This window comes from Pantoea sp. JGM49 (assembly GCF_018257655.1).
In the GTDB taxonomy this organism is placed as follows: Bacteria; Pseudomonadota; Gammaproteobacteria; order Enterobacterales; family Enterobacteriaceae; genus Pantoea; species Pantoea communis.
Window position 1 is genome coordinate 1 of the sequence record NZ_JAERJM010000013.1, and the last position, 21,474, is coordinate 21,474.

Sequence of the window (21,474 nt, forward strand, 5' to 3'; positions counted from 1 at the left end):
GTTCCCAAGGGTGGTGAAAGAGAGACCCTATAAATATCCGACAGCCAGAAGAAAAAATGCCAGTCAGGCTTAACTGATCGGCATTAGGCCAATTGGCCCGTTTTTTTATGGAAGCATTTCTCAATAACGGCGCGATTGATCGCGCATCTGAACCGCGTTTACATGGTGCGATTCATCGTGCCGCGACAGCAGATGTAAAAAAGGAAGCTCATTAGCTTCCTTTTTTTGGGCCTTAGTAGACGTCACGCAGATAGCGCTTATCTTTCTTCAACTGGTCAATGTAAGCCGCTGCACGTTCGCTAGAGAGTCCACCAAACTGGCGCACCACTTCATACAGCGCTGCATCCACATCTTTCGCCATGCGCGAAGCATCGCCACAAACATAGAAGTACGCGCCATCCTGCAGCCAGGCATACAGCTCAGCGCCTTTTTCCAGCATACGATTCTGCACGTAGATCTTCTCTTCCTGATCGCGTGAGAATGCCAGGTCGAGATGTGTTAACAGACCGCTTTGCTGCCAGCCATTAAGCTCATCTTCATAAATGTAGTCGTGTTCCTGATGCTGATCGCCGAAAAACAGCCAGTTCTTACCTTCAGCGCCGGTTGACTGGCGTTCCTGCAGGAAGGCACGGAACGGGGCAATACCGGTGCCAGGGCCAACCATAATCAGCGGAGCATTGCCGTTAGCCGGCACGCGGAACGCTTTGTTTGGCGAAATAAAGATCGCTGGCTTCTCGCCACGGCGCACGCGCTCAGCCAGGTAGGTTGAACATACGCCTTTACGCTCACGGCCACCGCTGTGATAGCGCACGGAAGCAATCGTCAGGTGCACCTGATTCGGATGCGTTTTGGAGCTGGAAGAGATGGAGTACGCACGGTGCTGCAACGGACGCAGCATCGCCACGAACTCTGGTACAGACAGAGTGCGCTTCAGCTCAAGCTGCAGCAGATCCAGTGTGTCTTTGCCCCACAGCCAGTTAGCCAGAGTGTCTTTATCGTCGTGCTGCAATACGTGCAGCAGTTCCTGGTTGGCAGTGTGCTGGCCTACCCACTCAATCAGCTTGCGCGATGGCTCGGAGATCTCAAACTGATAGGTCAGCAGATCGCCGAGGTTACGATCAAAGCTTGGCACCGGAGTTTCATAGTCCGCTTTCAGTTCGCTCAACAGCAGGCTAACCAACTCAGCATCGTTCACTGGGATAACACCCAGCGCATCACCGGCTTCATACTTCAGACCGCTGTCGGTCAAATCGAATTCGAAGTGACGAATATCTTTCGCCGAAGATTCACCTGACAGACGTTTATTGGTTGCCAACGCCGCTGCGTAAGGGTTTTGCTTGTTGCTGCCAGGGATGACAGGGGCTTCTGGCGCGCTCTCTAATACCGTGCCACTGCTGCCCGCACTGGCGGCAAATTGTGGCATTGCATCGCCAATCCATGCACTCGACGGCTCTTCGAAGTCGATATCGCAGTCGATGCGGTCAAAGACGCGTTTTGCACCCAGCTGTTCCAGACGCATATCGAAGAATTTACCTGCTTGGCAGAAGCCATCGTAACCGGTATCACCAATCGCCAGGATGGCAAAGTGCATCTGCTCCAGGCGTGGCGCGGTGCTGGCAGAGAGTGCCTGCCAGAACAGCTGTGCGTTGTCCGGCATTTCGCCTTCACCGTAGGTGGAGGTGACAATCAGCACATGGCGCATGGTGGCGAACACATCCAGGTCCACTTCGCCCAATGCCTGCACCACCGGCACCAGACCTTTGGCACGCGCGGCTTTTGCGGCAGTTTGCGCCAGCGCTTCAGCATTGCCGGTCTGTGAACCGAACAGAATGTGCAGCTGAGTATTGGTGGCGCCACCGGCCGCAGGTGCCGTCTGCTTATCTTCTAATACCAACAGACGCGAGTGGAGACCGGCGAGAAAACCCGCCAGCCAGTATTTCTGTTCGCCGTTAAACGGCGCATCTTCAGGAATGTAAGGAATCTTCATGGATATCTGTACTCAAACCCGTTTCGTGATGTTCAGTCAATATACACACATTCATTGGTGCTGCTATCAGGAAAGTTTCCCGACAGCAGCGGCGATTTCTGGCAGTGCAGCACGCGCAAACAGCTCTTCGAAATCAGGCAGATGGCCGAGCACCTCGCGGTTACGGGCATCCTGATAAATGATCCAGCCATAAGTTGCCAGGCTGTCCATCGAGCGAATGTTGCGTTGCGTCAGTGCCGCTTTGTAATCGGACATACGTTTTGCCGCGATCAGGCTAGCCAATTCGTCATCGCTGTAGCTTTCAATCGCTGAACGAGCATGACGTTGCAGTTTGCTCACCAGCGCGAAGTCTTCCGTCATCAGCAAATTGCGTACCGCTTTTTCAACCGCAGGGTCTTCAACGGCGGTGCCTTTTGGCAGTTTGCCGAGTGCAAGTTGCTGCGCAAAGCTCAGTACGGTGTAGTTGTTGAGCAACACGAACATTTCCGCTGTATCCGTCGCACCGTAAGCCGGTACGGCGCCATCCGCAATGGTTTTACCCGTGCGCCAGGCCGCTTTGAATTTGGCAACCTGATGTGCAGCCAGTGAGGTTGACAGCTCTTCCAGCAGATCCTTACGTGATTTCGCTTTTAGGATCTCGCCACCATCTTGATACAGCAGCAGTGAACGCGGCATCACGTAGACAAAGTGGTGGCACTCGGTTTCCCAATTCTCCAGCAGCCAGGCTGCGCGCGGCGAGTTAGTGGCTTCCAGGTGCCAGTTCAGCATGGTCAGCACGGCTTGCTTGTGAACCTGCGCCAATTCATCTTCGTCAGCGATTGAACCGAAAAGCACGGAATCACCCGCTGCGTGTCCTGCCAGTGCGCCGTATGGATCGTACTGGTAAGCAAAGCCACCGCTCATGCCGTTGCCGAAACCTTTACCAAAGGTGCCGAGGTTCAGAATTGCGCCATTGGTCATGTATTCGCAGCAGAAATCGCCGACACCTTCGACGACTGCGGTTGCACCGGAGTTACGAACCGCGAAACGGTCGCCCGCCTGGCCTTGTACGAACAAACGGCCGCCGGTCGCACCAAACAGCGCGAAGTTACCGATCAGCACGTTGCCGTCGCTGTCTTGAGCGCCGCCACCCGGTGACATCACCACCAGCTCGCCACCGCACTGACCTTTACCTACGCCATCGTTACAGGTGCCGTAGTGCTTCATCTGCATACCATCGTTGCAGAAGGCACCGAATGACTGACCGGCAGAACCGCTGGTGTGGATATTCACCGTGCGCGGTGCCAGATAATGACGGCCGCGATCGTCTTTGAACACCGCTGGCAGTGCAGCACGTTGTTCAGCAGACAGTTCGTGGTTGAGCATGCGCTCGATGTCGATGGCCAACTGGCCGCCCACGCTCTTGTTACGGTTGTTCAGGGTAATGCCTGCGCCGAGCGCGATATCGCGGCTCGCCTGGTCGATCAGCTGTGTTTTCAGCTCTTCAACCCAGCCATCATCCAGCTCAAAATCTTTTTCCAGATAGACCGGCTTCGCGATTTTCTGCTCTGGCACCACGGTCAACATCGCACGCAGATCCAGCTTGCCGACTTCCAGTGGATGATCCATCAGGTGCAGCAGGTCAGAACGGCCACGTGCTTCGCGCAGTGAACGCAGGCCGAGGCGTGCGAGAAATTCACGCACTTCTTGCGCTACATTAACGAAGTACTGTGCCAGTTGACGCGGATCGCCATCAAAGGCTTCGGCGTTGGTGGTTAAACCGGCCGGGCATTTAACGTTACAGTTTTTCGCCATTACGCATTTCAGCATCATCAGCGCAGTGGTGCCGAACTCGAAGCTGTCGCCACCGAGCAGGGCAGATTTGATCACATCGCTACCGGTTTGTTGTGCACCGGAGCAACGCAGCTGCACTTTGTCACGCAGGCCATTCGCGCACAGCGCCTGATGCACTTCCGCGATACCGATTTCGGCAACGCGTCCGGTGTATTTCAGGCTGGTGACCGAGGCCGCACCGGTACCACCGGTGTTACCTGCCACGTTAATGACGTCTGCGCCAGCTTTTGCCACGCCCACCGCGATGGTACCGATGCCTTCTGAAGACACCAGTTTCACGATAACGCGCACGCGCGCTGCCTTACAGTCGTGGATCAGCTGCGCCAAATCCTCGATGGAGTAGGTATCGTGGTGCGGTGGGGGTGAAACCAACTCAACACCCGGCGTACCGCCACGCGCGGCGGCGATCTCCACGGTCACTTTCGGTGCAGGCAGCTGTCCGCCTTCACCTGGTTTCGCGCCCTGACCGATTTTGATCTCCAGCTCTTCCAGCATCGGATCGGCCAGATAAGCCGCCCACACGCCGAATCGGCCTGACGCCAACTGCTTAATGCGTGACGCGCGGATGGTGCCGTGACGGGAATAGTGCTCGCCACCTTCACCACAGTTACTCATGCCGCCGACCATGTTAGTGCCGTGCGCTACCGCTTCATGTGCAGGTGCCACCAACGCACCGTGGCTCATCGCACCTGAGGCGAAAGTACGGGTAATTTCGTGTGCCGGCTGGATCTCTTCGAGTGGCAGCGAAGGCAATGCGGTAAAGATCAGTGACAGATAATCTGCCGCTTTACCGTAAGCGGTGATGTGCAATACACCGCCGGCCACGCTGCTGCTTTCGATGTCGTCGCTAAAGCGGGTTTTCAGTGCACGTGCCAGCGCTTCCAGACGTTCATCTTCTGGCTTCAGGCCCGCGATGGAATCAATCAGGCGCAGCTCGAACTGGTTCAGGCTGCCTTCCACCGCTTCACACTTCAATCCACGGGTAGCAAAACCGTTGTTGACCAGTGAGTAACGGCCGAGTTTACGACCAAACTCCGCTTCGCTATCAACGTGGGTCAAATCACACGGCAGCGCGAGGATGTCACGCAGCGCAGCAGGACGACGTTTACGCTCGGCGTGCATCAGGCTAGAGAATTGGCGGTAATCCGGCGTGATCGCCAGTGAGTCAATGACCTCGTTCGGGATGCGTTCGAAGCTACTGTCTTTGAATGCGTCAGCTTTAATGCTGAAGGCATTGTCCAGTTTGGCCAGCGTCATCAGACGGATGAAATTGTCCTCTTCGCGTGCTTTGTCCGCGAAGCGAATCGGCTGTTCCGTCATATCAATAAAGGTACGCACGGCGATGGTGCCGTAAGAGTGACCTGCACCTTCCGCACGCTCTTTGAACAAGCCGAGCAGTGGCACTTCTGCCTCGCCCTGGATTTTCAGCGCACTCTGATGCCAGTCAACCGCCATCTGAGCGATTGCCGGGAAGCCCGCGCCACCCACAGGGGTTTTGATATTCGGGAAGTACTTCTTCAGAACCGGATCGTCGGTATTCAGGAAGTTAGGTTCAAAGAATTCACCACAGCTGTAGCTCTCAACGGTACAGAGACCCACTTTACCCATGGTCTTCATCAAGGCTTTTTCGGCGGCTTTGGCATAGCGTTTGAAGGCTTTGTTACCTTCTTCGCCTTCGCCATATTTCTCTTCCGCGCGCATCTGTACGCCCAGCGGGTAAACCGCTGACGCACCAAAGCCTAAAGTGGCTGCAATGTGGTGAGAGGAGATACTCTGGCCGCTTTCTACCACCAGAGAAACATCCAGACGCAGACCTTCCTGCACCAAACGCTGGTTGATGGCAGAGACCATCAGCAGCATAGGAATCGCCGCGTGAGTTGAAGAGATGTGGCGGTCGGTGATTACCGCAATGCCGCCCTGCTGGCGTGCGAAATCCACGACCTGCTGTGCAAGATTATCAATGGCGTTTTCCAGCGCTTTGGCGTTGGCGGCACGGCTGACGATATCTTTGCCGATGACCGGCTCATACAGCATCTCGAAACGCGCATAAGGTGCGACGGTTTGCTCACGCAGACGCAGCATATCGAGGTGTGTCAGGATCGGCGTTGGCACGATAACCTGCTGACCTTTGCTGCGGCCAAGGTGCGGTTTTGCACCCAGTGCCACGCGCAGCGTCATGCCGTCCGCTTCGCGGATAGAATCCAGCGGCGGGTTGGTGACCTGAGCAAAGCGTTGTGAGAAGTAGTGCGCCATGCCGCCTTCGTGGTCGGACAGGCCATTGATGGCGTTGCCGTAACCCATCGCCGAGATCTTCTCAGCGCCGGTTTGCAGCATCGGGTCCATCATGAATTTGAAGCTTTCCTGGTTGTAGTAGTACGCCACAAAACGCTGATAGGTTTTGAGGTCGCCACGATAGCGAAGCGGTGAGCCCAGCTGCTCTGCCTGAATCTCCGGCAGATCGTGCAGGTCCACGCGAGCCGCGCTCAGCAGTGAAAGGTAATCTTTCTCTGCTGCCAGTTTTTCCAGCGCTTCCACCGTGGTGTAAGAGCGTTTTTCTTTGTGATCGTAATAGAGCATGCCGCCCGCTTCGATACGGCCACGACGCAGTACGCTTTCCGGTGGGAAGGCAATCTGACCCGCTTCTGACATCGCACCGATGTATTCAGCGGTTTCGACAGAACGCAATGGGCGCAGACCCAGGCGGTCAAGGCGTGCCCCGATCACTTCGCCATTACCGAAGATCAACGCTGCCGGGCCATCGTTCTTCTCTTCATACAGAGAGAAGTACTCCAGCATGGCGCGCACTTCATTTGACAGTGAGGTGTCGTTTTCCCACGCTGGTGGCATCATTGAGACGACGGCGTTGATCAGGTCGAGGTTATCTTCCATCAAACGGCTATGAATGCTTTGGTCCAGACGCGAGCTGTCGGACTGGCCTTTCGGACGCACGATTTTCTTACCGCGCGCCAGCATCAGCGCCGCTTCAGCGATACGGTTCTTACGGTCGGTGTTCAATTCACCATTGTGCGCCATCAGACGGAACGGCTGTGCCATGGTGGTGTGCGGATCGGTGTTGGTCGAGAAGCGGGTATGGAAGAACAGCCCGCGCACCTGATGATCGGCATCGGTCAAATCTTTGAAGTACGGAATCACTTCATTAGAGTTCAGGCGTGCTTTAAATACCTGAGTGCGTGAAGAGAGCGACAGCGGATAGAGACCGCCGAATTCGCTTTCAGTAAAGGCACGCGCTTCGATGTCCAGCAGCGCACGATAGATGTGGCGCTCGAACTCGAGTTGTTCGGTGACTTCCTGCGGAGCCGCAAAGATCCACTGCACAATCGGCAGCTGGAATTGCAGAGCGGCTGGACGCGTCACGCTGCTGTCCAGCGGCATATCACGCTTCATCAGCACAGGGAAGTTATGGGCAGCGAGGGTTTCTTCCACCAGACGCTCAGCGTTCGCGCGAAGCTCGGCATCTTTTGGCACGAAGAAGTTACCGACGCCAAAGCGACCGGCTTCCAGCGGTTGGCCGGTGACTTTACGGAAGAAGTTCAGAGAAAGGTCGACGTTGACACCTGCGCCATCGCCCACGCCCTCAGCAGACATGCCGCCACGGTGCGGTACCGTGCACAGTGCGCTATGGGCCATCTGCAGGATCTCATGGGTCTGCTCGCCGTCCTTACGGGTAATAAACCCAACACCACAGCTATCACTACCGGCTGAGGGATCATACAAACCATAGGGATGAGGTTTTTGAGTGGACATTGAGGGTCTCCTTAAACTGCTTTTGACATTACCTGCATTATTTCAAGCACAGAGCACCGCTGCGTGCTGTATCAAATTCGTTTTCGCCGCTTAAACGCGGACGTCGCAATACCGAGCAAAGGCTCTCAAGAGAGTATGGTCTCGTCCTTGATGAGCTGCTCTTACTTCCGGTCTCTTACGGGAGATAACTTGCATCCAGAGGGAGTTTCTTGCTGCATAGATATGCCGAGACACAGTCCCGACTGGAAAGCATCCAGCGGAATTCCAACTTATCGGGAAAGCGAACTCAGGTCAAATAGCCAGCTTTGTTGCGGTTAATCGGCTGTTTTACCAATTAACACTATGATTATGAACAATTTATTACGTAAATAACTGTCAATCTGACGATTCTGATTCCCCTATGAAGTGTGAGCCGTCTCACTGTGAGGTACGCCTCAGATATCTAATCAATGCTGAATAACTGCATTCCATCAGCATAAAATTCTGTTGGGGCGGTTTCACGCACAGCATGTATCTGTTTTTCTTATGGCGTCATATTTGAATCAAAATAGGGCTGTCATTAGTAAAATTAATCAAGCTGATTGTGAGTAAAATGGCGCTAAAGTTGAATGAATATGCAATAACAAGACGCAACCATCAGATGAAATGGCTGCCGGGAGGCGGAATAGCACGGGATGTGACAAAAGGGTCGCAAAAGCGCGGCCCTCCAGATTATTCAGTTGGCAGATTTAGTCAAGCGCTTTACGCATAACGACGCGAACATCGGCGAAAAGGCGCTGCGATGCACCATAATGAGGCAAAGTCAGCAGGCAATGACACGCTGAGTCGGCGCAGTGCCGCGATAATTACGCTATCATGAGCCAGATTTCGTTCAGGGAGCTCGTGATGAAACAGATTCGTCTTTTAGCGCAGTACTACGTTGATTTGATGGTCAAGCTTGGGCTGGTGCGTTTCTCACTACTGTTAGCTTCAGCACTGGTGGTGCTGGCGATGGTGGTGCAGATGGCGGTCACCATGGTACTGCGTGGCCATGTTGAGAGTATCGATGTGGTGCGATCGGTGTTCTTTGGTCTCTTAATCACGCCCTGGGCCGTCTATTTTCTCTCGGTGGTGGTTGATCAGCTGGAAGAGTCTCGCCAGCGCCTGACAAAGCTGGTCGATAAGCTGGAAGAGATGCGCACACGCGATCTTGAACTTAATCAGCAAATGAAAGAGACCATCGCTCAGCTGAATCAGGAAATTAACGATCGTATCAAAGCGGAGCAGGCCCGCGAGCAGGTGATGGATAAACTGCGCGAAGAGATGGCGCGTCGTGAACAGGCGCAAATCGAGCTGGAACAGCAATCCTCTTTCTTACGCTCCTTCCTCGATGCCTCACCGGACTTGGTATTCTATCGCAACATCGACAAGCAGTTCTCGGGCTGTAACCGTGCGATGGAGTTGCTAACCGGCATGAGCGAGAAGCAACTGATTGGCCTGACGCCGCGCGACATTTACGATGAAGATGCCGCCTCCAAGGTGCTGGAGACGGATGAAAAGGTATTCCGCCATAACGTCTCCCTGACGTACGAACAGTGGCTGCAATATCCTGATGGGCGCAAAGCCTGCTTCGAAATCCGCAAAGTGCCGTATTACGATCGCGTCGGTAAACGCAGCGGCCTGATGGGCTTTGGTCGCGATATTACTGAGCGTAAGCGTTATCAGGACGCGCTGGAGAATGCCAGCCGTGAGAAGACCACCTTTATTTCAACCATCAGCCATGAACTGCGCACGCCGCTGAATGGCATTGTCGGCTTGAGCCGCATTCTGCTGGACACCGATCTCAATCAGGAACAAGTGAAGTACCTGAAAACCATCCATGTCTCGGCCATCACGCTTGGCAACATCTTTAATGACGTGATTGAAGTGGACAAAATTGAGCGCCGCAAAGTGCAGCTGGATAATCAGCCACTCGACTTCACCGGTTTCCTGGCCGATCTGGAAAACCTCTCCGGGTTACTGGCGCAGCCGAAAGGACTGAAGTTCGTGATGGCGCCAGAGCTGCCATTGCCGCACATCATCTCTGCTGACGGCACGCGCCTGCGTCAAATTTTATGGAACCTGATCGGTAACGCGGTGAAATTCACCCAGCAGGGTGAGATTGTGGTGCGGGTCGCCTATCACCAGGACGAAACGCTGCGCTTTGAAGTGCAGGATTCTGGCATGGGAATTCCGCAGGAAGAGCAGGACAAGATCTTCGCCATGTATTACCAGGTAAAAGATCAGCACGGCGGAAAACCCGCCACCGGTACCGGTATTGGTTTGGCGGTTTCTCGGCGTCTGGCACAGGCGATGGGCGGCGATATTAGCGTGAGTAGTGCGCCGGGGCAGGGCTCATGCTTTGTGGTCGAGATAAATGCACCTCGTGTGGCCGATGAGGTGGAAGACGAAGATCTCGACGACAGCATGCCACTGCCGGCGCTGCACGTATTACTGGTTGAAGATATTGAACTGAACGTCATTGTGGCGCGCTCGGTACTGGAGAAACTGGGATGCAGTGTGGAAGTGGCGATGACCGGCACTGAAGCGCTGGCGATGTTTGATCCGCAGGAATTTGATCTGGTGTTGCTGGATATTCAACTGCCGGATATGACCGGACTGGATGTGTCGCGCGCTATTCACCAACGCCATGCTGGCATGGCGCTGCCGCCGCTGGTGGCACTGACCGCCAACGTGCTGAAAGATAAAAAAGAGTATCTCGACGCCGGTATGGATGATGTGCTGAGTAAACCGCTGGCGGTGCCGGCCTTAACGGCGATGATTAAAAAGTTCTGGGATTACCAGGGCGAACCGGAAGAAGAGATTCAGACGTCCTCAGACGTACACTCGCGCATGCTGCTCGATGTGGAGATGCTGGAACAGTATATCGAATTGGTCGGCCCAGGATTGATTACACAAAGCCTGACGATGTTTGAACAGATGATGCCGGGCTATCTCGACGTGCTGGATTCCAACATGATGGCGCGCGATCAAAAAGGGATTGCGGAAGAAGGGCATAAAATTAAGGGTGCTGCGGGCTCAGTAGGACTGTTGCATCTGCAGAAACTGGCGAAACAGATACAGTCACCGGAACTGCCAGCATGGTGGGACAACGTGCAGGAGTGGATCGACGAATTAAAACATGAGTGGCTGCATGACGTTAACGTGTTACGCGAGTGGGTAGCTGAAAGGGAAAAATCTTCGGACGCCAGAAAAAAATGACCCCAGTCGAAACTGGGGTGCGCGAATACTGCGCCAACACCAGGGAAATGGGTACTGCTGCTATCGTTAGAAGTCGAATAGATCAGCAACAGTATGGTATTGGTTAACGCTTCGAAATCACCTTAACAAATTCGCCAACGCTTGTGACAAGATTCATTAAATTGTGTGAAGTTGAGCAGCGATTAAATACAGAAAACATTAATTTGCTGACACAGTCAAGCAAGGAATTAATTTCTTTGCCGTATTGCACTATTTTTGACCAATTGTTCTGCTTTTTGCCTGAATTTCCTTCAGCCTGAAGCAGGAAAAGCCTGACAGCTGCACTGAAATTCCTAATCAGTCGAAAAATCAGAGTTGATTGAACTTAACATGCTGATATTAGGTAACAAATAAGGTAGTTCTGGTGGGTTATCCAAAACGTTTTGGAAACCCTCTGCTGAAAGTTCCAGTTTAAGCTTTTGCGGTGCAATGTAAACCAAACGGAAGGCTAAATCCTTTACCATTGTCAGGGCTAATCATGATGATGTTGACGCGATTTCAGCCACGTTTATTGAAACGGCTGCGCTCATCAGTGCGCTTATTCAAACGCTTTGAAATTTTATTGTTAAGTATTGTGAAAGTTTAAACGTGATCTTTATCACTTTGTATGAAGTATCCGATTGTAAGGGTTTTGCTGGGTTTTTCACCATGGAACCGATTCCCTCATGATGGAAGTGCTTGATGTGATTGGCTCTAATAGAGGAACGATGATGACGCAGGTAATAACTTCATCTCTAACTTTCACGGGATAAGCGGTAAAGTTTTGCCCAGGATTACAGGTAATCAAAATTGTGACCGGGGTGATTGATTAATGCAGGGAACAGGTAAGAGAAAATTGCATGAGTAAGAGTAAAGGGAAAATGGGGCAACGCCTTAAAGTGCTGATTGCTAAAGTGCTGCTTGCGTGGTTGGGAATTTGGCTGGCAGGCATCGTGATCTTTGCCTTTTTACCAGTGCCGTTTTCTGCGGTGATGGTGGAGCGTCAACTGGGCGCCTGGTTGAGTGGTCGGTTCGACTATGTGGCGCACTCCGATTGGGTCAGCATGGATGAGATTTCTCCGTGGATGGCGCTGGCCGTGATCGCTTCTGAAGATCAAAAATTTCCGGAGCACTGGGGCTTTGATGTCGATGCGATACAAAAAGTATTGGATAACGATGGCTCAGAACAGATGCGTGGTGCCTCAACGCTGTCGCAGCAGACCGCAAAAAACCTGTTCTTATGGGATGGCCGCAGCTGGGTGCGAAAAGGGCTGGAAGCCGGTTTAACCGTTGGACTCGAAACCGTGTGGACCAAACGCCGCATTCTGACGGTATATTTGAATATTGCGGAGTTTGGCAACGGCGTGTTTGGTGTGGAAGAGGCTTCACAGCGCTACTTCCACAAACCAGCCAGTCGTCTGACGATTTCTGAAGCGGCGCTGCTGGCGGCTGTACTACCAAACCCGATTCGCTTCCGCGCTGATGCACCTTCCGGGTATATACGAATGCGCCAGCAGTGGATAATACGCCAGATGCGTCAGTTAGGTGGGGAAGGTTTCCTCGCGCGTTACAAATTGCATTAACAGCAATTAGTCTTCGTCAAACCCGGCTTCAAACAGCTCAATCACCGCAGCCAGCGCCTCGACTTCCTGCGGACCGCTGGCTTCAATCTCGATATGGCCGCCTTTCGCGGAGTCGAGCATCAACAGCGCAATCACGCTGCTGGCTTCGGCTTCCGTACCGGCTTCATTGCGCAGTAGTACCTCTGCGTCAAAACTCTGCACCAACTCGAACAGTTTCATTGCCGGGCGCGCATGCATGCCCAGCTTATTGCGAATCTCAACGACTTGCTTCACGGTCATGATTTACGTTTTTCCAGAGTGCGATGACGAGACTGCACATTTTTGCCGCGTGAACGGAAATAATCTGCCAGCTGTTCGGCGATGTAAACCGAACGGTGTTTACCCCCGGTACAGCCAATCGCGACCGTTAGATAGCTGCGGTTGTTGGTTTCCAGCATCGGCAACCACAGCTCCAGATAGCTGCGCGTCTGGTAAATGAAGTTATGTACTTCAGTGTGGCGGTCGAGGAAAGCCGCAACAGGACGATCAAGCCCGGTCATCGGACGCAGCTTGGGATCCCAGTGCGGGTTTGGCAGGAAACGCACATCGAAGACGTAATCGGCATCAATGGGAATGCCGTGTTTGAAGCCGAAGGACTCAAACACCATGGTCAGCTCACGCTCACGTTTTCCTGACAGGCGCGTACGCAGCATTTCAGCCAACTCATGGACCGACATTTCGGAAGTATCAATGATCAGGTCTGCCCGCGAACGCAAAGGCTCAAGCAGGTCACTCTCTTCATCAATCGCGCTTTCAAGTGACAGGTTTTTACTGGAGAGCGGATGGATGCGGCGAGTATCGCTGTAACGCCGTATCAGCGTGTTGCGATCGGCGTCCAGGAACAGTAACTGTGGTGAAAACGAATCCGGCAGATTGTTGAGCGCCGTTTCAAACACCTCCGGCGATTCAGGCATGTTGCGCACATCAATGCTGACGGCCGCCGAAATATTGCGCTCTGTTAGGGTGTTCGCTAATTCCGGTAGCAGCACCACGGGTAGATTATCGACACAGTAAAATCCCATGTCTTCCAGGGCACGCAGTGCGACCGATTTTCCTGAGCCTGACCGACCGCTAACGATCATCAGCACCATCACATTTCTCCCGTTTTAAACCGACGAATAGGCCGGTAAATGTGTCTGTCGCTTAAGAGTGTTCTTCCTGAGCTTCTGTGATAATGGCATAGAGTTCTTCATCACTCTGTGCCGCACGCAAACGGCGGCAGACGGTTTTGTCTGCCAGACGTTTAGCGACCAGCGACAGCGTATGCAAATGGGTTTTGCACTGGTCTGCAGGCACCAGCAGAGCAAACAGCAGATCAACCGGCTGATTGTCCACGGCGTCAAAGGCGATCGGTTGGTCGAGGCTGATAAATACGCCAACGGCGCGCAGCGTATCCTCCTCCAGCTTGCCATGCGGAATGGCGATACCGTTGCCAATGCCAGTACTGCCCATACGTTCGCGAGTCAGAATGGCTTCAAATAGTGTCTGGTGCGGCAGATTGAGCTGCTTCGCTGCCAGCTCGCTGATAATTTCCAGCGCGCGTTTTTTACTCTGGCAGTGTACGCCGCTACGGGTACAGTCCAGTGAGAGGACCGAGCTCAATTCCAGTGTCAGATCGTTGTTCATCATCGTTTCACTTGCGAGTTCACATAGCCGCAAGGTTAACGCCATTCATAACACAATGGCGAGTCTCCCGTTGGCGCTTGCGCAGATGACAAAACGGGGCGGTTAACCCGCCCCATTTGCGCTCTGAGTGCCGAATCGGTCAGCACTCTGCAAGCATGAAGGTTAGTGTTTTTTCAGTTTGTCTTTGTGTTTGGTCAGCTGACGGGAAAGCTTGTCGATTAACCCGTCGATGGCCGCGTACATGTCTTCCGCTTCCCCTGTGGCGTGCAGCTCTCCGCCGTTGACGTGCAGTGTTGCTTCCGCAATCTGCGTCACCTTCTCCACTTTCAGAACAATATAAACCTGATTGATACGATCAAAGTAGTGTTCCAGTTTGGCAAATTTGCTATTTACAAATTCGCGCAGCGGTTCAGTGATTTCAACATTCAGTCCGGTCAGGTTTAGCTGCATAGGTCTTCCTTCTTCGTTCGGTCAAACCAACTGCTTACGCTGGTTTGATGGCGGTATAGATAAAGACTCGCGATATTTAGCAACCGTACGTCGCGCCACCATGATGCCCTGATCGGATAACATGGAGGTGAGTTTGCTGTCGCTCAAGGGTTTTGCGGGGTTCTCCGCGGAGATCAATTTCTTCACCAGGGCACGGATCGCCGTGGAAGAGGCTTCGCCACCGCCTTCGGTATTCACATGGCTGGAGAAAAAATATTTTAATTCAAAGATGCCACGCGGGCTGTGCAGGTACTTTTGCGTGGTCACACGGGAAATGGTGGATTCATGCATGTCCACGGCCTGGGCGATATCTGCCAGCACCATCGGCCGCATGTATTCCTCGCCCTGTTCAAAGAACGCCTGCTGCTGCTCGACAATACAACGCGTCACTTTGAGCAGTGTGTCGTTGCGGCTTTCGAGGCTTTTAATCAGCCATTTGGCTTCCTGCAAATTACTGCGAATGAATTGGCTGTCGCTGTCGTTACGTGCGGAACCGCCCATCGCGGCGTAATGTTGATTGATCTTCAGGCGCGGCAAGCTGTCTGAATTCAATTCAACGGTCCAGCGCTTACTGGTTTTACGCACCAGTACATCAGGAATCACATACTCTGGTTCGCTGGTGTTGATCGATTGGCCGGGACGGGGATCGAGTGACTGAATCAGCAGCATCGCGTCTTTCAGCACTTCTTCCTTGAGGCGTGTTACACGCATCAGGCTGCGAAAATCGTGGTTGGCCAGCAGATCCAGATGTTCACTGACGATCAACCGCGCTTCTGCCAGCATTGGCGCATCGGCAGCGTATTGTGAAAGTTGCACCAGCAAGCAGTCACGTAGATCACGTGCACCGACACCGACAGGATCAAAGCGCTGAACACGCTTCAGCACCGCTTCAACCTCTTCCAGCGTCAGCTCTTCATCACCAATGCTGTCGCAGATGTCCTGGACGGAAACGGTGAGATAGCCCGTGTCATCAATGGCGTCGACAATTGAAGTGGCAATCGCGCGGTCGGTATCCGTAAACGGCGTGAGCTCCACTTGCCACATCAGGTAGTCCTGCAGTGACTGGGTGGTTTCACCTTGATAAACCGGCAGCTCATCATCCTGGTAATCGGTACCCGTGCCAGAAGGCGTTCCCGCGGTGTAGATTTCATCCCAGGTGGCGTCGAGTGGAAGCTCCTCGGGCATCTCTTTCTGTTCGAGGGCTTCACGTGTGTCTAACGAGTCGCTCTCCTGATGCTCACGTGAATCGACTTCTTCATGCAGATCGGTTTGCTCAAGCAGCGGATTGCTTTCCAGCGCCAGTTGCAGTTCCTGCTGGAGTTCAAGCGTAGAGAGTTGCAGCAGACGAATGGCCTGCTGCAACTGTGGGGTCATCGCCAGCTGTTGGCTGAGCCTGAGTTGCAAACCTTGCTTCATAATTCTGCTTGAATTTCCTAAGCAAATGTCGTGAATAACGACACCTTATCAGAGTCTGAACTCTTCGCCCAAATAAACCCGTTTAACCTGCTCATCTGCAAGAATTTCATCCGGCGTGCCATGCGCGATCAGATGTCCCTGGCTCACGATGTAAGCACGTTCGCACACCGCAAGCGTTTCACGCACGTTGTGATCGGTGATCAACACGCCAAGACCGCTATCGCGTAGGTGTTCGATGATTTTTTTGATATCGATGACTGAGATCGGGTCAACACCGGCAAATGGTTCATCCAGCAGGATAAATTTGGGGTTGGCTGCCAGAGCGCGAGCGATTTCAACACGGCGGCGTTCACCACCGGAAAGCGCCTGCCCCATGCTGTCACGCAGATGCTCAATGTGGAACTCTTCCATCAACTCATTGGCACGATCCTGACGCTGCTCTTCCGTTAAATCATCGCGGATTTGCAACACCGCCATCAGATTGTCGAACACGCTTAGACGGCGGAAGATTGACGCTTCCTGCGGCAGATAGCCAATGCCCCGGCGCGCTCGCGCATGCAGCGGCAGAATACTGATATCTTCGTCATCGATCACGATGCGGCCTGCATCACGCGGCACAATCCCGACAACCATATAGAATGTGGTGGTCTTGCCGGCACCGTTTGGACCCAGCAGGCCGACAATCTCGCCAGATTTTACCTGCAGGCTGACATCTTCCACCACGCGGCGGCCTTTATAGGCTTTCGCCAGGTTTTCAGCGACTAATGTGGCCATAGCGATCAGTTACTCTTTTTAGGGCTCGTGGACGAGCCGTTTTTGTCCTGCAACTGCGACGGCACCAGTACGGTGGTGACGCGTTTGCTTTCGCCCTGGCTAAAGGCCTGCATTTTCTGCTCTTTCACCAGGTAAGTGATGCGATCGCCTTTGATGTTGCTGTCCAGCTGCTGAATGAAGGCATTGCCCGTCAGTTCAACGAAATCGTTCGCCAGCTCATAATGCAGTTTTGAGGCGTGGCCCTGCACGGGTTTGCCGTTATCCTGCATCTGGTAGAAAGTGGCGGGAGCGCCGTAGGCATCCACGATAGTTTTTTTACTGTCGCCACCTGGACGTGTGACCACCACTTTGTCAGCGGTGATTTTGATTGAACCCTGGGTCACAATGACATTGCCGGTAAAGGTCGCCACGTTGCCTTGCAGATCCAGCGCCTGATTCACCGAATCAATATTAACGGGTTTGTCAGAGTCTCCCGTCAGGGCCAGCGCGGGCAGGCTGGTCGCCAGTAAGGCGCTTACCAACAACAACTTAAGGCTGTTTTTGTTCATTTTGGATTTCATAGGAAGTTTTGACCTTTTCAAGCAGCTGGGCATTCTTGGTTCGTAAATTGCCGCGCATCTTCATGCCAGTGGAATTAAAACTGCGGCCAAATAGGGTGACTTGATCGTCAGATGTCACATCCTGGGTGACCAGATTAACCTGAGCCGTATCGGTAATAATGCGCTCAAGTTGAGAATCCTGGGTCAGGGTATTCACTTCGACGTGACCATATAGATACAGCATACGATCTTTGGTCAGCTTTGCCTTATCGGCACGTATAGTCCAGGTGGGCACTTTATTTTCATCATACGTGGTTGCAACCGGATTATCGAACCAGCTCACCTCATCTGCCGCAAAGTAAGTCACTTTATCCGAGATCAGTTTGTACGCCAGCGCGCCCGTGGGGTTGTACACCACAGAATGGGACTTCTCGCTGGTATAGGTTGGCTCCTGGCTATTGGTCGCCACCGGCGCTTCGCTATCGTCCTGGTTGGTGAGATTCCAGCCGATCAGCACCAGGGCGATCAAGGCCAAAATCAGCGTTATCCAACGCCTGCTCTTACTCATACTGATTGCCCTTTGGCATCCTCAAATTTGTTCTGCGCCATCAAAATCAGATCGCAGAGTTCACGTACCGCACCACGGCCACCGGCAATACGGGTGACGTAGTGTGCACGAGGTAATAACACGGGGTGGGCATCGGCGACGGCCACACTCAAACCGGCCTCCGTCATCACAGGCCAGTCGATCAAATCATCGCCGATGTAAGCCACTTGTTCAGCAGATAATGACAGTTTATCCAGGAGTTTACGCCACGCCAAAAGCTTATCTGATTGTCCCTGATAAAGATGCGTAATGCCGAGCGTCTGGCAACGATCTTCCAGCAGCTTCGCTTCGCGGCCAGTAATAATAGCCACTTCGATATCAGAGGTCAGCAGGCAGCGAATACCATAGCCATCACGGACGTTAAAGGCTTTCAATTCTTCGCCGTTGTTGCCCATGTAAATCACGCCGTCAGACATCACACCGTCGACATCGCAAATCAGCAGGCGAATCTGCGCCGCCCGAGCCATTACATCGGCACTCACCGGGCCATAGCAGGTATCGATCATCGTGGTTTCAACACTCATTATTTGTTCCTGTTCAAACTACGCCAGCGCGCAGCATGTCATGCATATGTACCACACCGAGCAGACGATCGTCATCGGCGACCAGCACCGCAGTGATGTTTTTGTTTTGCATCAGATTCAGTGCGTCGACAGCCAGCATATTCGGGCGCACGCGAATCCCGCCGCGCGTCATCACATCCTGAATGCTGGCTGACTGGAAATCGATACCCATATCGAAGATGCGGCGTAAGTCGCCATCAGTGAAAATGCCTTCGATTTTCATCAGGTCGTCAACAATCACCGTCAGGCCGAGGTTTTTGCGCGTAATTTCCAGCAACGCATCCCGCAGCGACGCATCGCGGCTGACGTGTGGGATCTCGTCACCACTGTGCATAATATCGCTGACGTGTAGCAGCAGTTTGCGGCCCAGTGCGCCACCGGGATGTGAGAGCGCGAAGTCTTCCTGAGTAAAGCCACGTGCTTCCAGCAGGGCAACCGCCAGCGCATCGCCCATCACCAGCGTGGCGGTAGTACTGGAGGTCGGTGCCAGACCAAGCGGGCACGCTTCCTGTGGAACCTTCACGCATAAATGCACGTCAGCGGCACGCCCCATGGCACTCTCCGGACGGCTGGTGAGGCAAATCAACGGCACTTTCTGTCGCTTGAGGACCGGGATGAGCGCCAGAATTTCGTTCGATTCGCCACTATTAGAGATAGCGATCACCACGTCGTTTGCTGTCACCATGCCGAGGTCACCATGGCTCGCTTCGCCAGGATGAACAAAGAATGAAGACGTACCGGTACTGGCAAAAGTCGCTGCCATTTTTGCACCAATATGACCGGATTTGCCCATGCCCATCACCACCACTTTTCCACGGCAGGCAATGATCATTTCGCAGGCGCGGCTAAAGTCGGCATTAATATACTGATCGAGCTGCTCCAGCCCTTCGCGTTCGATGCGCAGTACCGCTTTACCTGCCTGTTGGTAATCAAAAACCGGTTGCTGATGTGACATGGTCAGTCCGTCCTTAATAACTTGTGATGAGCGCAGGGCTGAGCCACAGCCACAGAACCCACGCAATAAATCCCGATAACAAAAGAGAGCCCGCTACGCGGCCAATCCGGCGTTTGCGTAACAGGCAAAGTAGGGCGAACAGCACGCTGACACCTAGCATCACCCAGTAATCTCGTGCGAAAGCGTGTGCATCAACGCTGCCGGGGTGCACCAGCGCGGGCAGGCCCAGCACAATGGCCAGATTAAAGATATTAGCGCCAATCAGGTTACCGATAGCGATATCGTCTTCACCTTTCAATGCACCCGCCAATACGGTAGCCAGTTCAGGCAGGCTGGTGCCGACGGCAATCAACGTCAGACCCATGACCAGCTCGCTGACACCAAAATAGTCGGCAAACACGGTGGCATTATCGATCACCATCCGCGTTGACATCGGCAGAATAATCAGCGCCACCGCCAGCCACAGAAAGGCCACGGTATTGCCAGCTTCATCGCGCGGCAGTTCAGCCAATTGTTCGCGCGTTAACGTATCGTTGTTATCCCGCTCTGCGCGGCGGGCGATGCGAATGGCGATCAGCAGATAACCTAAAGCAATCAGCAGCAGCGCGATGCCATCAAGTCGACTAAGGTGATTATCAAACAACATGATGCCACTCAGCAGTGAGACCAGCAGCATCAGGGGGAGTTCGCGCCGAATCAGATTGGAGTGCACTGTCAATGGATGCAAAAGTGCGGCACCGCCGAGGATCAGCAGAATATTGGTAATGTTTGAGCCCAGCGCCGTCCCTACAGCTAAATCCATTTGCCCATGCTGCGCTGCAGAAAAAGAAACGATCAGTTCGGGTAACGATGTGCCAATGCTTACCACTGTCATACCGATGATCAGCGGAGGAATGCCGAAGGATCGACACAGGATTGCGGCACTGAAAACCAGACGGTCAGCACCGTAAGCCAGTAAAATCAATCCAATAAACAGCAGGGCAGTGGCTACGAACATGAAAAATCCTTGATGGATAGGTGTGTCGGCAAACCTTGTCCGACAGGTAAATACATTGCGCGCGCGGAAACAGGCGCTGATTTTGACTGTCTGAGAGGCAAAAGTAAATTTTAAGGCCGTTTTCGCCACACCTGACGGGTAAGTTTCTGTAAAACTATCGTGCATTGTGTTCTACCAGGCTACCATCCACGACTTTGATTACGCCCGATCCGCATAAAGAGGTAACGATGATCCAGCAAAAAACGAATCTGGTTGAGGTTCGTGGCGTCAGCTTCACTCGCGGAGACCGCGTCATCTTTGATGACATTTCGCTTACCGTGCCAGCGGGTAAAGTGACTGCTATTATGGGGCCATCCGGGATTGGAAAAACCACGCTGCTGCGCCTGATTGGTGGTCAGTTGCAACCGGATAAAGGGGAAATTTGGTTCCGTGACCAGAATATCCCAGCGCTTTCCCGCACTAAATTGTATGAAGTGCGAAAAAAAATGAGCATGTTGTTCCAGTCGGGTGCACTTTTTACCGATCTTAACGTCTTTGATAACGTTGCCTGGCCGTTGCGTGAGCACACACAATTACCGCCGGAATTGCTGCACAGCACGGTGATGATGAAGCTGGAAGCAGTCGGCCTGCGCGGTGCAGCTAAACTGATGCCGGCCGAGCTTTCTGGTGGCATGGCGCGCCGTGCCGCACTGGCGCGCGCGATTGCGCTGGAGCCGGACCTGATCATGTTCGATGAGCCCTTTGTCGGCCAGGATCCGATTACCATGGGCGTGCTGGTGAAATTGATCGATGAATTGAACCACTCGTTAGGTGTGACCTGCATTGTGGTTTCACACGATGTGCCAGAGGTCTTGAGCATTGCTGACCATGCCTATATTGTTGCCGGTCAAAAGATTATTGCCCAGGGCAGTGCGCCGGAGTTGCGGGAAAATCCCGATCCGCGCGTGCGCCAGTTTATTGAGGGTCATGCGGACGGTCCAGTGCCATTCCGCTTCGCTGCCGGGGATTACCTCAGCGATCTGACTCGTGCAGGGAGAACGTAA

At 53.4% G+C, this 21,474-nt stretch carries 16 protein-coding genes; 3 read left to right on the forward strand and 13 right to left on the reverse strand.

Annotation, left to right across the window (positions count from 1 at the left end; genetic code table 11):
• Positions 1–232 precede the first annotated feature (232 nt).
• Together JK231_RS19880 and JK231_RS19885 are read right to left on the reverse strand one after the other, a co-directional pair.
• Positions 233–1,987 (reverse strand): sulfite reductase subunit alpha, encoded by a 1,755-nt coding sequence (locus tag JK231_RS19880; RefSeq protein ID WP_160834441.1) that lies wholly within the window; start codon positions 1,985–1,987, stop codon positions 233–235.
• 66 nt (positions 1,988–2,053) lie between these two features.
• Positions 2,054–7,585 carry a glutamate synthase-related protein gene (locus tag JK231_RS19885; protein ID WP_211729313.1) on the reverse strand — a complete coding sequence of 1,844 codons (5,532 nt, stop codon included), beginning with the start codon at positions 7,583–7,585 and terminating at the stop codon, positions 2,054–2,056.
• An 885-nt stretch (positions 7,586–8,470) separates the two neighbouring features.
• Between JK231_RS19885 and arcB the strand changes: the two genes are divergently transcribed.
• Positions 8,471–10,825: an aerobic respiration two-component sensor histidine kinase ArcB gene (gene arcB, locus JK231_RS19890; RefSeq protein WP_211729314.1), complete on the forward strand. Its 2,355-nt coding sequence runs from the start codon at positions 8,471–8,473 to the stop codon at positions 10,823–10,825.
• A gap of 878 nt (positions 10,826–11,703) precedes the next feature.
• A complete protein-coding gene (gene mtgA, locus JK231_RS19895) occupies positions 11,704–12,426 on the forward strand; it encodes a monofunctional biosynthetic peptidoglycan transglycosylase (protein ID WP_211729315.1) in 723 nt (240 codons plus the stop codon).
• A 6-nt stretch (positions 12,427–12,432) separates the two neighbouring features.
• Here mtgA and npr read toward each other — a convergent pair whose 3' ends face one another.
• The 11 genes from npr to JK231_RS19950 form a co-directional block, all read right to left on the reverse strand.
• The gene (gene npr, locus JK231_RS19900) at positions 12,433–12,705 is read right to left on the reverse strand and encodes a PTS phosphocarrier protein NPr (RefSeq protein ID WP_034826632.1); all 273 of its coding nucleotides are present in this window, start codon (positions 12,703–12,705) and stop codon (positions 12,433–12,435) included.
• Positions 12,702–13,556: an RNase adapter RapZ gene (gene rapZ, locus JK231_RS19905; protein ID WP_038649498.1), complete on the reverse strand. Its 855-nt coding sequence runs from the start codon at positions 13,554–13,556 to the stop codon at positions 12,702–12,704. The genes npr and rapZ overlap by 4 nt, the downstream gene beginning before the upstream one ends.
• A gap of 52 nt (positions 13,557–13,608) precedes the next feature.
• Positions 13,609–14,091 carry a PTS IIA-like nitrogen regulatory protein PtsN gene (gene ptsN / locus JK231_RS19910; RefSeq protein ID WP_176505766.1) on the reverse strand — a complete coding sequence of 161 codons (483 nt, stop codon included), beginning with the start codon at positions 14,089–14,091 and terminating at the stop codon, positions 13,609–13,611.
• A 162-nt stretch (positions 14,092–14,253) separates the two neighbouring features.
• Positions 14,254–14,541, reverse strand: a complete 288-nt coding sequence (hpf, locus tag JK231_RS19915) for a ribosome hibernation promoting factor (RefSeq protein ID WP_034826627.1) — start codon at positions 14,539–14,541, stop codon at positions 14,254–14,256.
• Positions 14,542–14,562: 21 nt separating this feature from the next.
• The gene (rpoN, locus tag JK231_RS19920; protein WP_034826625.1) at positions 14,563–15,996 is read right to left on the reverse strand and encodes an RNA polymerase factor sigma-54; all 1,434 of its coding nucleotides are present in this window, start codon (positions 15,994–15,996) and stop codon (positions 14,563–14,565) included.
• Positions 15,997–16,044: 48 nt separating this feature from the next.
• Entirely contained in the window at positions 16,045–16,770 is a 726-nt protein-coding gene (lptB, locus tag JK231_RS19925) for an LPS export ABC transporter ATP-binding protein (RefSeq protein ID WP_034826621.1), read from the reverse strand.
• A 5-nt stretch (positions 16,771–16,775) separates the two neighbouring features.
• Positions 16,776–17,330: a lipopolysaccharide ABC transporter substrate-binding protein LptA gene (lptA, locus tag JK231_RS19930; protein WP_034826619.1), complete on the reverse strand. Its 555-nt coding sequence runs from the start codon at positions 17,328–17,330 to the stop codon at positions 16,776–16,778.
• Positions 17,299–17,877 carry an LPS export ABC transporter periplasmic protein LptC gene (lptC, locus tag JK231_RS19935; protein WP_034826617.1) on the reverse strand — a complete coding sequence of 193 codons (579 nt, stop codon included), beginning with the start codon at positions 17,875–17,877 and terminating at the stop codon, positions 17,299–17,301. The genes lptA and lptC overlap by 32 nt, the downstream gene beginning before the upstream one ends.
• Entirely contained in the window at positions 17,874–18,440 is a 567-nt protein-coding gene (kdsC, locus tag JK231_RS19940; RefSeq protein WP_211729316.1) for a 3-deoxy-manno-octulosonate-8-phosphatase KdsC, read from the reverse strand. Before kdsC ends, lptC begins: the two co-directional genes overlap by 4 nt.
• Positions 18,441–18,453: 13 nt before the next feature.
• Positions 18,454–19,434 (reverse strand): arabinose-5-phosphate isomerase KdsD, encoded by a 981-nt coding sequence (kdsD, locus tag JK231_RS19945; RefSeq protein ID WP_034826612.1) that lies wholly within the window; start codon positions 19,432–19,434, stop codon positions 18,454–18,456.
• 13 nt (positions 19,435–19,447) lie between these two features.
• On the reverse strand, positions 19,448–20,431 hold the full coding sequence (locus JK231_RS19950) for a calcium/sodium antiporter (RefSeq protein ID WP_034826610.1): 984 nt from the start codon (positions 20,429–20,431) through the stop codon (positions 19,448–19,450).
• A gap of 227 nt (positions 20,432–20,658) precedes the next feature.
• On the opposite strand from JK231_RS19950, the gene mlaF reads away from it, so the two are divergent.
• Positions 20,659–21,474: a phospholipid ABC transporter ATP-binding protein MlaF gene (mlaF, locus tag JK231_RS19955; RefSeq protein ID WP_034826608.1), complete on the forward strand. Its 816-nt coding sequence runs from the start codon at positions 20,659–20,661 to the stop codon at positions 21,472–21,474.